General features: G+C 59.5%; 10 protein-coding genes, 1 tRNA gene and 3 rRNA genes (1 of these 14 running past the window's edge). 12 read left to right on the forward strand and 2 right to left on the reverse strand.

Going from position 1 to position 13500, the window contains the following annotated elements; translation table 11 throughout:
• The 8 genes from PU634_RS15950 to PU634_RS15985 form a co-directional block, all read left to right on the forward strand.
• Positions 1–2306 (forward strand): 23S ribosomal RNA (locus PU634_RS15950) (it extends 585 nt beyond the left edge of the window).
• An 83-nt stretch (positions 2307–2389) separates the two neighbouring features.
• Positions 2390–2504, forward strand: a 5S ribosomal RNA gene (gene rrf / locus PU634_RS15955).
• A gap of 11 nt (positions 2505–2515) precedes the next feature.
• Positions 2516–2591 (forward strand) — tRNA-Thr (locus tag PU634_RS15960).
• A gap of 7 nt (positions 2592–2598) precedes the next feature.
• Positions 2599–2713, forward strand: a 5S ribosomal RNA gene (rrf, locus tag PU634_RS15965).
• 127 nt (positions 2714–2840) lie between these two features.
• A complete protein-coding gene (gene cueR, locus PU634_RS15970) occupies positions 2841–3254 on the forward strand; it encodes a Cu(I)-responsive transcriptional regulator (protein WP_306761813.1) in 414 nt (137 codons plus the stop codon).
• 130 nt (positions 3255–3384) lie between these two features.
• On the forward strand, positions 3385–4806 hold the full coding sequence (ccoG, locus tag PU634_RS15975; protein WP_306761815.1) for a cytochrome c oxidase accessory protein CcoG: 1422 nt from the start codon (positions 3385–3387) through the stop codon (positions 4804–4806).
• 61 nt (positions 4807–4867) lie between these two features.
• Positions 4868–5836: a serine/threonine protein kinase gene (locus tag PU634_RS15980; RefSeq protein WP_306761816.1), complete on the forward strand. Its 969-nt coding sequence runs from the start codon at positions 4868–4870 to the stop codon at positions 5834–5836.
• Positions 5837–5878: 42 nt separating this feature from the next.
• A complete protein-coding gene (locus PU634_RS15985) occupies positions 5879–6487 on the forward strand; it encodes a thiol:disulfide interchange protein DsbA/DsbL (protein ID WP_306761818.1) in 609 nt (202 codons plus the stop codon).
• Positions 6488–6530: 43 nt separating this feature from the next.
• Here PU634_RS15985 and PU634_RS15990 read toward each other — a convergent pair whose 3' ends face one another.
• Both PU634_RS15990 and PU634_RS15995 read right to left on the reverse strand, forming a co-directional pair.
• Positions 6531–6821 carry a hypothetical protein gene (locus PU634_RS15990; protein WP_306761819.1) on the reverse strand — a complete coding sequence of 97 codons (291 nt, stop codon included), beginning with the start codon at positions 6819–6821 and terminating at the stop codon, positions 6531–6533.
• A gap of 29 nt (positions 6822–6850) precedes the next feature.
• On the reverse strand, positions 6851–8362 hold the full coding sequence (locus tag PU634_RS15995; protein ID WP_306761820.1) for a YifB family Mg chelatase-like AAA ATPase: 1512 nt from the start codon (positions 8360–8362) through the stop codon (positions 6851–6853).
• 376 nt (positions 8363–8738) lie between these two features.
• On the opposite strand from PU634_RS15995, the gene ilvG reads away from it, so the two are divergent.
• From ilvG to ilvD, 4 genes are all read left to right on the forward strand, one after another.
• Positions 8739–10388: an acetolactate synthase 2 catalytic subunit gene (ilvG, locus tag PU634_RS16000; protein WP_306761821.1), complete on the forward strand. Its 1650-nt coding sequence runs from the start codon at positions 8739–8741 to the stop codon at positions 10386–10388.
• Positions 10385–10645 carry an acetolactate synthase 2 small subunit gene (gene ilvM, locus PU634_RS16005; protein ID WP_306761822.1) on the forward strand — a complete coding sequence of 87 codons (261 nt, stop codon included), beginning with the start codon at positions 10385–10387 and terminating at the stop codon, positions 10643–10645. Before ilvG ends, ilvM begins: the two co-directional genes overlap by 4 nt.
• An 11-nt stretch (positions 10646–10656) precedes the next feature.
• The gene (locus PU634_RS16010) at positions 10657–11580 is read left to right on the forward strand and encodes a branched-chain amino acid transaminase (RefSeq protein WP_306761824.1); all 924 of its coding nucleotides are present in this window, start codon (positions 10657–10659) and stop codon (positions 11578–11580) included.
• Positions 11581–11647: 67 nt separating this feature from the next.
• Positions 11648–13498, forward strand: coding sequence for a dihydroxy-acid dehydratase (ilvD, locus tag PU634_RS16015; RefSeq protein ID WP_306761825.1), 1851 nt, complete (start codon positions 11648–11650; stop codon positions 13496–13498).
• The last annotated feature ends 2 nt before the right edge of the window (positions 13499–13500 follow it).

Below are 13500 nucleotides of genomic sequence, written 5' to 3' on the forward strand. Positions count from 1 at the left end.
AGTAGCAAGGTTAACCGTATAGGGGAGCCGTAGGGAAACCGAGTCTTAACTGGGCGAATAGTTGCTAGGAGTAGACCCGAAACCCGGTGATCTAGCCATGAGCAGGTTGAAGGTTGAGTAACATCAACTGGAGGACCGAACCCACTAATGTTGCAAAATTAGGGGATGACTTGTGGCTGGGGGTGAAAGGCCAATCAAACCGGGAGATAGCTGGTTCTCCCCGAAAGCTATTTAGGTAGCGCCTCGGACGAATACTACTGGGGGTAGAGCACTGTTTGGGCTAGGGGGTCATCCCGACTTACCAACCCCATGCAAACTCCGAATACCAGTAAGTACTATCCGGGAGACACACGGCGGGTGCTAACGTCCGTCGTGAAGAGGGAAACAACCCAGACCGCCGGCTAAGGTCCCCAAGTCCTAGTTAAGTGGGAAACGAGGTGGGAAGGCTCAGACAGCCAGGATGTTGGCTTAGAAGCAGCCATCATTTAAAGAAAGCGTAATAGCTCACTGGTCGAGTCGGCCTGCGCGGAAGATGTAACGGGGCTAAAACTAGGCACCGAAGCCGCGGATTCACGCTTTGCGTGAGTGGTAGGGGAGCGTTCTGTAAGTCTGCGAAGGTGTGTTGTGAAGCATGCTGGAGATATCAGAAGTGCGAATGCTGACATGAGTAACGATAAAGGGGGTGAAAAACCTCCTCGCCGGAAGACCAAGGGTTCCTGTCCAACGTTAATCGGGGCAGGGTGAGTCGGCCCCTAAGGCGAGGCCGAAAGGCGTAGTCGATGGGAAACGGGTTAATATTCCCGTACTGACACACATTGCGATGGGGGGACGGAGAAGGCTAGATGGGCCAGGCGTTGGTTGTCCTGGTGAAAGGGAGTAGGTGGTGACTTTAGGCAAATCCGGAGTCACAACGCTGAGACCCGAGACGAAGGTACTACGGTACCGAAGTCATTGATGCCCTGCTTCCAGGAAAAGCCTCTAAGCTTCAGATGTGTGTGAACCGTACCCCAAACCGACACAGGTGGTCGGGTAGAGAATACCAAGGCGCTTGAGAGAACTCGGGTGAAGGAACTAGGCAAAATAGTACCGTAACTTCGGGAGAAGGTACGCTGGAGCGGGTGAAGTCCTTTACGGATGGAGCTTGAGCCAGTCGCAGTGACCAGGTGGCTGGGACTGTTTATCAAAAACACAGCACTGTGCTAACTCGCAAGAGGACGTATACGGTGTGACACCTGCCCGGTGCCGGAAGGTTAATTGATGGGGTTAGCCGCAAGGTGAAGCTCTTGATCGAAGCCCCGGTAAACGGCGGCCGTAACTATAACGGTCCTAAGGTAGCGAAATTCCTTGTCGGGTAAGTTCCGACCTGCACGAATGGTGTAACCATGGCCACGCTGTCTCCACCCGAGACTCAGTGAAATTGAAATCGCCGTGAAGATGCGGTGTACCCGCGGCTAGACGGAAAGACCCCGTGAACCTTTACTATAGCTTGGCACTGAACATTGACCCTACATGTGTAGGATAGGTGGGAGGCTGTGAAGCGGTGACGCCAGTTGCCGTGGAGCCGACCTTGAAATACCACCCTTGTATGTTTGATGTTCTAACTTGGTCCCCTAATCGGGGATGAGGACAGTGCCTGGTGGGTAGTTTGACTGGGGCGGTCTCCTCCCAAAGCGTAACGGAGGAGCACGAAGGTTGGCTAAGTACGGTCGGACATCGTACGGTTAGTGCAATGGCATAAGCCAGCTTAACTGCGAGACAGACACGTCGAGCAGGTGCGAAAGCAGGTCATAGTGATCCGGTGGTTCTGAATGGAAGGGCCATCGCTCAACGGATAAAAGGTACTCCGGGGATAACAGGCTGATACCGCCCAAGAGTTCATATCGACGGCGGTGTTTGGCACCTCGATGTCGGCTCATCACATCCTGGGGCTGAAGTCGGTCCCAAGGGTATGGCTGTTCGCCATTTAAAGTGGTACGCGAGCTGGGTTCAGAACGTCGTGAGACAGTTCGGTCCCTATCTGCCGTGGGCGTTGGATGATTGAGAGGGGCTGCTCCTAGTACGAGAGGACCGGAGTGGACGAACCTCTGGTGTTCGGGTTGTCACGCCAGTGGCACTGCCCGGTAGCTAAGTTCGGAATCGATAACCGCTGAAAGCATCTAAGCGGGAAGCGAGCCTCGAGATGAGTCATCCCCAGAGCTTCGAGCTCTCTAAAGGGCCGTCCGAGACCAGGACGTTGATAGGCAGGGTGTGGAAGCGCTGTGAGGCGTGCAGCTAACCTGTACTAATGACCCGTGCGGCTTAACCATACAACACCCAAGAAGTGTGAGACCTTGCAGGTCGAGACTACGAATTCTTCATCAAAACGCTTTTTCCGAATTAAAGTTTTATGCCTGGCGGCCATAGCGTTGTGGAACCACCTGACTCCATGCCGAACTCAGCAGTGAAACGCAACCGCGCCGATGATAGTGTGGCAGCTGCCATGTGAAAGTAGGTCACTGCCAGGCACCCAATTTCTGCTGATATAGCTCAGATGGTAGAGCGCACCCTTGGTAAGGGTGAGGTCCCCAGTTCGATTCTGGGTATCAGCACCAAAATTTGTTTGACTGCCATAGCGTTGTGGCCCCACCTGATCCCTTGCCGAACTCAGAAGTGAAACGCAACCGCGCCGATGATAGTGTGGCAGCTGCCATGTGAAAGTAGGTCACAGTCAAACACTCTCTTCGAAAAGCCCGATACTTATGTATCGGGCTTTTTTCGTTGTGGCTGACAATGGGCTTGACCTTGCCCCAAGGGGAAAGGTTATGGTGAAAGCATACACATTTTCTTTCACGGAGTCGGGCATGAATATCAGCAAGGTGGCCGAGCTGACCGGGCTGACCGCCAAAACCCTTCGTTATTATGAGGCTATCGGCCTTATTCCCAGCCCCGAGCGGGGCGAAAACGGTTATCGCAGCTACGGTAACGCCCTGGTTCGTCGTATTAGGTTCGTGAAAAATGCGCGGGAGGCCGGGTTTAACCTGGACGAGTGTCGGGAGCTGCTGGCATTGCACGATAACGAATGCCGGACCAGCGCCGAGGTCAAGGCGCTGACCCTGACCAAAATAGGCGATCTCGAGCAACGCATTGCCCATATGCAGAATCTGCTGCAAGGTTTACGTCGTTTGGCTGATCAATGTCATGGAGACGGTAAACCGGAGTGCCCTATCATGGAAGCGCTGGACGGGTCCTTACTTGCCCGTTCGGTAAAAGAGTGATCAAGATCACCTTTTCCCTTGCGCTTTTGGCGCAAAATGCGCCATAAGTCGTATTTTATCTGCATGTTAACAAGGGGTTACATCTTGTAGGCAGATCCAAGCAGCAACCAGAGCGAAGATGTGAGCATCAATGAACGATAAAAAAAGCAGAATCGACGTGAAAGACGTCACCCCCAAACCACGCTCTCACCGGCCCGCCGATGATGGCCATATTTACGTCAGGGCGCAAACCGGAAAATGGCAGCGCCTGCGCAAACAGATGGGCTGGTTGCTGATGCTGGTGTTCCTGGCGGGGCCCTGGATCCAGTGGAACGGCAATCAGGCCATTTTGCTGGACGTGGAGCAGCAGCGTTTTCATGTATTCGGTACCACTTTGTGGCCTCAGGACCTGACCTTGCTGGCCCTGCTGTTTATGGTGGCGGCCTTTGGCCTGTTTTTTCTGACCACCTTTCTCGGTCGGGTATGGTGTGGTTATCTGTGTCCGCAAACGGTGTGGACCTTTATCTTTATCTGGTTCGAGGAAAAGTTTGAAGGCAGTGCCAACAAACGCCGCCAGCTCGACAAGGCGCCCTGGAGCCTCAACAAGATCTGGCGCAAGGCCGCCAAGCATACCGGCTGGCTGGCGGTGTCGCTGCTCACCGGGTTTACCTTTATCGCCTATTTCATTCCGGCGCAGGAGCTGGCCTGGGGTCTGCTGACCTTCTCCGCCAGCTTCTGGGCCGGTTTCTGGGTGCTGTTTTTCGCCTTCTGTACCTATGGTAACGCCGGTTTTATGCGCACCATCATGTGTACTCACATGTGCCCCTATGCCCGTTTCCAGTCGGCCATGTTCGACAAGGACACCTATATCGTCAGCTATGACGCCGAACGCGGTGAAACGCGAGGCCCCCGTCCGCGCAAGAAGGATCCCAAAGAGCTGGGCCTGGGTGACTGTATCGACTGCGACATGTGTGTGCAGGTGTGTCCGGCCGGCATCGATATTCGTGATGGCCTGCAGTATGAATGCATCAACTGCGGCGCCTGTATCGACGCCTGCGACCAGACCATGGAGCGCATGGGCTACGAGCCGGGCCTCATCAGCTACACCACAGAGCACAAGCTGGTGCACAAAGAGACCCACGTGGCCCGTCCCAAGCTGATTGGGTACGGCTTTGTCATGGTGATCATGCTGGCCGCTTTTGCCTTTATGGCCACCCGTATCATGCCCATGGGCATAGAGGTGATTCGGGATCGCAACCAGCTCTACCGGGAAACCGCCGAAGGTCTGGTGGAGAACACCTATACCCTCAAGTTGCTCAACAAGACCCTGGCGCCGGCCACCTATCAGCTGAGCGTGGAAGGCATGGAAGAGGTTGAGTGGATTGGCCCTGCCGAAGTCAGCATTGATGGCGGCGAGGTGCTGAGCCTGCCGGTCAGTCTGTCGGTGGATCCTTATCTGCTGGGCTCGCCGGTGCAGGACATTGCCTTTGTGATGACGCGCAAGGACGCGGATGCCGACGATGCCAAGTCTTCGGTGCGCACCGAGAGCAAGTTCTTCAGCGCCCTGCGCTGAACTCCGGTAAAGCATGTTAGAGTAAGCCGCAGCGAGTCTGCGGCTTTTTTATTGGAGATCTATGGATTATTACCAACTGACCCCGGACGTGATCGACGAGGCGCTGGCCAGTGTCGGTATTTACGTGGACCGGGGACTGATGGCCCTGAACAGCTACGAGAACCGGGTTTACCGTTTTCAGTCGGAGAGTGACGGCGCCCTGGTGGCCAAGTTTTACCGGCCCGGGCGCTGGACTCGTTCCCAGATCGAGCAGGAGCTGTCCTTTGTGACCGTCGCCGCCGGGCAGGGGGTGAGGGTGGCCGAGCCGCTGCAGCGTGATGGCCTAAGCCTGTTTGAATGCCATGGCCTGTTGTTTTCGGTGTGGCGCGCGGTGCCGGCGCGCGCCTTTGAGCCGGATAACCTGGAGCAGCTGGAAGCCCTGGGGGAGCAGCTGGCCCGGTTGCATTGTGTGGGAGAAACCCTGGCGTTGGATCTGCGGCCGGTGATGGATCCTGTCGCCGAGCTGGCCCATGCCCGGGCGGTGCTGGAACGGCAGGCGGCCATCCCCACGTCATTGCGTGCCGGCTTTTTCAGCGCCTTGGACCAGTTGATCACAGGGGTAACCGGACATTATCGGCCCGGCACGCTGGTGGGCATTCATGGCGACTGCCATGGCGGCAATCTGCTGTGGGAGCGCGGTCCCTGGTTGCTGGACTTTGACGATTGTCGTCGTGGCCCGGCGGTGCAGGATCTGTGGATGATGCTGAGCGGTGATCGCCGGGAGCAGCTGTTGCAGCTCGACACCCTGCTGGCGGGCTATGAAACCGTGCGCGAGTTTAACACTGCCGAGCTGGCCTTGATTGAACCCCTGCGGGCGTTGCGCATGATCAACTACATGGCCTGGCTGGCGGCCCGCTGGAGCGATCCGGCCTTTCCGGTGGCGTTTCCCTGGTTTAATACTCAGGATTACTGGCAGCAGCAGGTGCGCACGCTGGCCGACCAGGCCGAGAGTCTCTCGGCACCGCCGTTGTCCTTGACCTCATGGAGCTGATTCCTTAATTTGGATCGGCCCTAAACGAACGGAATTTATCCTATGAAAAAGCTGATTTTTGCCGTTATGACCTTGTTGCTGGCCCCCCTGGCCCAGGCCGCTTCCGAGTTTCAGGAAGGGGTGGAATATACCGTGGTCAGTGATGTGCCCAGCAGCAAGCCGGAAGTGACCGAGTTTTTCTCCTATGTTTGCCCTCATTGCTACAGCTTTGAACCGCTGATGGACAAACTGGGCGAGCGCCTGCCCGACGCCGAAATCAACAAGGTGCCGGTAAGTTTTCTGGGTCGTGACATGGGTCCGGTGTTGCAGCGTGCTTACGGTGCCGCCGTGTTGCTGAAGGTGGAAGACAAGATCACCCCGGTGATGTTTGATCGCATTCACCGTCAGAAAAAGATGCCGGGCTCTCTCGACGACGTGAAAGATGTGTTCGTGGCCAACGGCGTGGACGCCAAGGACTTCGACGGGGTCATCAACAGTTTCGCCCTCAACGGCATGATTGCCAAATACGACAAACTCACCGAAAAGTTCAATGTGCGCGGCACCCCCACGGTGATCGTGCGCGGTAAATACCAGCTGAACATGGGTGAGATTGGTTCGGAGGACCGCTTCTACCGCGTGGTGGAATACCTGCTTTCCGCCGACCAGGGGTAAGCAAACAGCGTAAGCCCGCGGCCGGTCATGTTACCGGCCGTTTTTATGGCTCGTCGTTCTGCTCGTGAGCAGCCGGCAGATCGATATCGTCATGGCCAAATGCCCGCCAGTGGGTGCTGGGCAGGTGAAACAGATAGAACTTTTCCCGGTGGGAATCGGTGACAAAACCCATACCCAGCAGGGTCAGCTCAAAATGTACATCCGAGACAAACTGCTGGTTATAACGTTGCCGGCCAGAGAGCTCGGCAATGTCGTGCCGGGTCAGATAGACTCCGTCCTTGTGTTTGCCAAAGCGTTCCTGCAGCCATTCGGCAAATTCCCTGGCGCTTTTCATGGTGTTCTCCTTGTTGATGATGGGCCTGTTCATTCCCGCAGGCGGGCCAGCAGCCGGTCCATGGCCCGGTAGCCCAGGGCTTCCATCAGATGAGGGCGGCCGATATGCGGCTCACCGGCCAGGTCGGCGATGGTGCGGGCCACCCGAATAAGTTTATGCCAGGCGCGAATGGACAGCTTCATGCGGTGCAGGGCCTGCTCCAGAAAGGCGGCGTCTTCGGGGGTTAATGGACATAATCGCTCAAGTTCGGCGGCACTCAGGCGCGCATTGGGCTTGCCGGCCCTGTGCTGTTGTCGCTCCCGTGCGGCCAGTACCCGGGTGCGTACTTCGGTGGAACTGGCCGACTTTTGCCGGGGCCGGCTCAGTTCCCCCGGCGGCAGCAGGGGAATTTCCACCGACAGGTCAAAGCGGTCCAGAAAGGGGCCGGACAGTTTGCCAAGATAACGCAGGATCTGCTCCGGCGAGCTGCGGCTCAGGCCGTCCTGGTAGTGGCCGCAAGGGCTGGGATTCATGGCGCCGATCAGCTGAAAGCGGGCGGGAAAGGTCACGCTGTGGGCGGCCCGGGAAATGCTGATGACGCCGGTTTCCAGCGGTTCGCGCAGAGCATCGAGCACTCTGCGTTCAAACTCGGTGAGCTCGTCGAGAAACAGCACGCCATGATGGGCAAGGGAGATCTCTCCCGGTTTGGGGTGGCTGCCCCCGCCCACCAGCGCCGCCGCCGAGGAAGAATGATGAGGCTGGCGAAAGGCCCGCTGCCGCCACTGGCTGAGCTTCGGCGGCTGACCGCTGATGGAGCGAATGGCGGCGGCTTCCAGCGCTTCCTGTTCGGCCATGGCCGGCAGCAGCCCCGGCAGCCGGGCCGCCAGCATGCTCTTGCCGGTTCCAGGAGGACCAAGCAACAACAGGTTGTGTTCACCAGCGGCGGCAATCTCCAGTGCCCGCTTGCCGCTTTCCTGGCCGATGACCTCGCTCAGGCAGCAGCCGATGGCCTGTTCACTCGGGACGACGGCCGCGGGGTGAGCCAGCTCGCCCTGTTCGCGCAGCCAGGCGGTGATGGCCAGCAGGTGCTCGGCCAGCAGCGCAGGGCAAGGGGAGAGCAGCCCGGCCTCATCCTCGTTCGCCGCGGGAATGATCAGCCGGCGATCGCTGTCACGGGCGGCCAGCACCGCCGGCAGCACGCCCCTGATGCCGCGCAGTTCACCGGTCAGCGCCAGCTCGCCGAGAAATTCCAGTCCGTCCAGGGACGACGCCGGAATCTGCTCCGAGGCGGCGAGAATGGCCATGGCGATGGGCAGATCGAAGCGTCCTCCCTCCTTGGGCAGATCCGCCGGTGCCAGGTTGACGGTAATGCGCCGGGCGGGAAATTCAAAGCCGGCGTTGATCAGGGCGCTGCGCACCCGGTCGCGGGCTTCCTTCACCGTGGTTTCCGGCAGGCCCACTATGTTGAATGCCGGCAGGCCGTTGGCCAGATGGGCTTCCACCGTCACCAGGGGCGCGGTCACGCCCAGGCTGGCCCGGGCAAACACAACGGCAAGGGACATAGGTCATTCCTTGAATTTTTATCTTGCTAATGTGTACTTTTTTAGTGTTTTAAACTGATGCCGGTGGCGTGCTGACCGGCTTTTTTTGTGATGCTGGCAGAATAAAGTCTTGAGTAGTGTAGAACACTATGCTAGTTCTATAGGCCAGCGGCGCCGGAGAGTCCGGCAAACAGCATTATTTTTGGTCGGTTTTATGAATTCCATCGTACGCATCGTCAACATTATCGTGGTCCTAGTGGTGATTATTAAATCTCCGCTCGGGGCACTGTGGTCTGACGAAAGCCGGTAACCGGCCGACAACAACACACAAACCCCCGAGTCTTTCGGGGGTTTTTTTTTACATCATTTTGGCAGCAATACAGGGACAGAAAATCACATGAATGGCGCACAGTACATTGTCCAGACACTGAAACAACAAGGGGTCACCCAGATCTTCGGTTACCCCGGCGGCGCCATCATGCCGCTTTACGACGCCCTCTACGACGGCGGTGTGGACCATCTGCTGTGCCGGCATGAGCAGGCCGCCGCCCTGGGCGCGGTGGGCTATGCCAGAGCCAGTGGTCAGGTGGGGGTGTGCATGGCTACCTCCGGCCCCGGCGCCACCAACCTGATCACCGGTCTGGCCGACGCCATGCTCGACTCCATTCCGGTGGTGGCCATCACCGGCCAGGTGCCCATGGCCGCCATCGGCACCGACGCCTTTCAGGAAGTGGACGTGCTGGGCATGTCGCTGTCCTGCACAAAACACTCTTATCTGGTAGAGAACGTGGAAGATCTTGGCGACATCATCGCCGAAGCCTTTGAAGTGGCCCGTTCTGGTCGTCCCGGCCCGGTGCTTATCGATGTGCCCAAAAACATTCAGGTCGCGCCGGTGGAGCCCCGTGCCACCGTGCCCTGTACCACGGCACCCAATACCCTCGACGAGGCCGCCCTGGCCGAAGCCAAGGCGCTGCTGGCGGCGGCGCGTCAGCCGGTGCTGTACGTGGGGGGCGGCGTGGGCATGGCCAATGCCGAGGCAGAATTACGTGCTTTTGCCGAGCAAAGCGGGATTCCCGCGGTCACCACCCTGAAGGGCATCGGCACGCTGAATCCGGACCATGAGCTGTTTTTGGGCATGCTGGGCATGCACGGAACAAAAGCCGCCAACCTGGCGGTTCAACAGAGCGATCTGCTGATGGTGGTCGGCGCCCGTTTCGACGATCGGGTCACCGGCAAGCTTGATGCCTTCGCGGTCAATGCCAGGGTGATCCACCTGGACAAGGACGCCGCCGAGTTTGGCAAGGTGCGCCATGCCCATGTGGGGATCGATGCCGAGCTGACCGAGGTATTGCCGCGGCTTACCGGCGAGCGGCTGGCCATCGACCCCTGGCGTGAGCAGTGCAGGGCGCTCAAGGACGAGCACCAGTGGCGTTACGACCACCCGGGCGAAGGCATTTTTGCACCGCTGATGCTCAAGCAACTGAGCGAGGCGCTGGACGACACCGCCATGGTCAGCTGCGACGTGGGTCAGCACCAGATGTGGGTGGCCCAGCACATGCGCTTTACCAGCCCGCGCAACCACCTCAGCAGTGCCGGCCTGGGTACCATGGGCTTTGGCCTGCCCGCCGCCATTGGTGCCAAGCTGGCCCGCCCCGAGCACGAGTCGGTACTGGTGTCCGGTGACGGCTCCTTCATGATGAATGTGCAGGAGCTGGGTACCCTCAAACGCGCCCAGCTGCCGGTGAAGATGGTACTGCTCGACAACCAGCGCCTGGGCATGGTGCGCCAGTGGCAGGAGCTGTTCTTCGACGGCCGCTTCAGTGAAACCATTTTGACCGACAACCCGGATTTCGTGGCCATGGCCGCTGCCTTTGGCATTCCGGGCGAAACCATTACCCGCAAGGAGCAGGTGCAGCCCGCCATCGCGCGCATGCTGCAGTCCGACACCGCCTACCTGCTGCACGTGCGTATTTCAGAGGAAGAGAACGTCTGGCCCCTGGTGCCGCCGGGCGTTGCCAACGATCAAATGATGGAGAGCAAAGCATGAACCAGCACAATTTGCAGATAGAAGCCCAGTTTCGCCCGGAAGTGCTCGAGCGAGTGCTGCGCATGACCCGTCACCGCGGCTTTCGCGTGGACGACATGGAAATGTCCACCTCCGCCGATTGTCAAAACCTGAACATCAGGGTTACTGTCAGCAGTGAGCGTCCCATTCAGCTGCTGAGCAACCAGCTTGCCAAGCTGATGAATGTGACCCGCGTTGAAGCGCACATCATGGAGCAACCGCTGAAAAAATCGGCTTAAGGATAACAACAATGTCTACCGCCAAGTACATCTGGTTCAACGGGAAGATGGTACCCTGGGACAAGGCCCAGGTGCATGTGATGACCCATGCCCTGCACTACGGCTCCTCGGTGTTTGAAGGCATTCGCGCCTACAACACCCCCAGAGGGCCGGCGATTTTCCGGCTGGAAGAGCACGTGCAGCGGCTGTTTGATTCCGCCAAGATCTACCGGATGGCCATTCCCTATACCAAGGCAGAGCTGATGGATGCCTGCCGGGCGGCGGTAGCCGACAACGACCTCGACAGTGCCTATCTGCGGCCGCTGGTGTTTGTGGGCAATGTCGGCATGGGCCTGAATGCGCCGAAAAACGTGCCCTGCGAGGTGATCATCGCCGCCATTCCCTGGGGCGCCTATCTGGGCGAGGAAGGGCTGGAAAACGGCGTCGACGTCTGTGTGACCTCCTGGAACCGGCTGGCGCCCAACACCATGCCCACCGGCGCCAAGGCGGGGGGCAACTACCTGTCGTCCCAGCTGATCTCCGGTGAAGCCAAGCGCCACGGCTACAGCGAGGGCATTTCCCTCGATGTGCACGGCCACCTCAGTGAAGGCGCCGGCGAGAACCTGTTCCTGATCAAGAACGGCGTGCTCTACACACCGCCGGTCACCGCCTGCATACTGCCGGGCATTACCCGTGATACCCTGATGACTCTGGCGCGGGACGCCGGTTACCAGGTGCGGGAAGAAGCCATTGCCCGGGAAGCCCTGTATCTGGCCGACGAAATGTTCATGACCGGCACCGCCGCCGAGGTCACCCCGGTGCGCAGCGTGGACGGTATCACTCTGGGTGAAGGCAAGCGGGGCCCGATCACCAAGGAGCTGCAACAGGCGTTTTTCGGCCTGTTTGACGGCAGCACTCAGGACAAATGGGGCTGGCTCACCCCGGTAAAAGACTAATTCAAATTAATGGAGATGGGGCGCGTAGGCGCCCCGCTGTTCTCACGCAATATCAGGAGTAAAAGGAATGCCAAGGTATCGTTCAGCCACCACCACCCACGGCCGCAACATGGCCGGCGCCCGCGCCCTGTGGCGCGCCACCGGCATGACCGAAGATGATTTCGGCAAGCCGATTATCGCCGTGGTGAACTCCTTCACCCAGTTTGTGCCCGGCCACGTGCACCTCAAGGACATGGGGCAGCTGGTGGCTCGCGAAATTGAAGCGGCCGGCGGTGTGGCCAAGGAATTCAACACCATCGCGGTGGATGACGGTATCGCCATGGGTCATGGCGGCATGCTTTACTCCCTGCCCAGCCGTGAGCTGATCGCCGACTCGGTGGAGTACATGGTCAACGCCCACTGCGCCGACGCCATGGTGTGCATCTCCAACTGTGACAAGATCACTCCCGGCATGCTGATGGCCGCCCTGCGGGTCAACATTCCGGTGATTTTCGTCTCTGGCGGCCCGATGGAAGCGGGCAAGACCAAGCTGTCCGACCAGCTGATCAAGCTGGACCTGGTAGACGCCATGATTCAGGGGGCCGATCCCACGGTGTCCGACGCCCAGAGCGAACAGGTTGAGCGCAGCGCCTGCCCCACCTGTGGCTCCTGCTCCGGCATGTTTACCGCCAACTCCATGAACTGCCTGACCGAGGCCCTGGGCCTGTCCCAGCCCGGCAACGGCTCCCTGCTGGCCACTCACGCCGATCGCGAGCAGCTGTTCAAGACCGCCGGTCACCGCATCGTCGAGCTGACCAAGCGTTATTACGAAGGTGACGACACCAGCGTGCTGCCGCGCAACATCGCCACCAAGGCCGCGTTTGAAAACGCCATGGTGCTGGACATCGCCATGGGCGGCTCTACCAATACCGTGCTGCACCTGCTGGCCGCCGCCCAGGAAGCGGAAGTGGACTTCACCATGGACGACATCGATGCGCTGTCGCGCCGCGTGCCTCAGCTGTGCAAGGTGGCCCCGTCCACCCAGAAGTACCACATGGAAGATGTGCACCGCGCCGGTGGCGTCATGGGCATACTGGCCGAGCTGGCCCGTGCCGGCCTGCTCAACACCGAGGTGAATACCGTGCTGGGCATGACCCTGGCCGAGCAGCTGGCCCGCTACGACATCATGGTGACCGACGACGAGGCGGTAAAAACCATGTTCCGTGCCGGCCCGGCGGGCATTCGCACCACCAGGGCCTTCAGTCAGGACTGCCGCTGGGACACCCTGGATGACGATCGGGCCGAGGGCTGTATCCGCAGCATCGACAACGCCTACAGTCAGGAAGGCGGTCTGGCGGTGCTGGCCGGCAACCTGGCCATTGACGGCTGTATCGTCAAGACCGCCGGCGTGGCCGACGAAAACCTGACCTTCCGTGGTCCGGCCCGGGTGTACGAGAGCCAGGATACCGCGGTGGCCGGCATTCTCGGCGGTGAGGTCAAGGCCGGTGAAGTGGTGGTGATCCGCTACGAAGGGCCCAAGGGCGGTCCGGGCATGCAGGAAATGCTGTACCCCACCACCTACCTCAAGTCCATGGGGCTGGGCACCAAGTGCGCTCTGATCACCGACGGTCGCTTCTCCGGCGGTACCTCCGGCCTGTCCATCGGTCACGTCTCGCCCGAGGCGGCCAATGGCGGCACCATTGGCCTGGTACAGACCGGCGACATCATCGACATCGACATTCCGGCCCGCCGCATTGAGCTGGCGGTGTCCGAGCAGGAGCTGGCGGCCCGCCGCGAAGCCATGGACGCGAGGGGCGAACAGGCCTGGCGCCCGGAAAACCGCGAGCGGGAAGTGTCCTTTGCCCTGCGCGCCTACGCCTCTCTGGCCACCAGTGCCGACAAGGGCGCGGTGCGCGATCGCAGCAAGCTGGGAGGCTGATG

This window comes from Oceanimonas pelagia, assembly GCF_030849025.1.
Lineage (GTDB): Bacteria > Pseudomonadota > Gammaproteobacteria > Enterobacterales > Aeromonadaceae > Oceanimonas > Oceanimonas pelagia.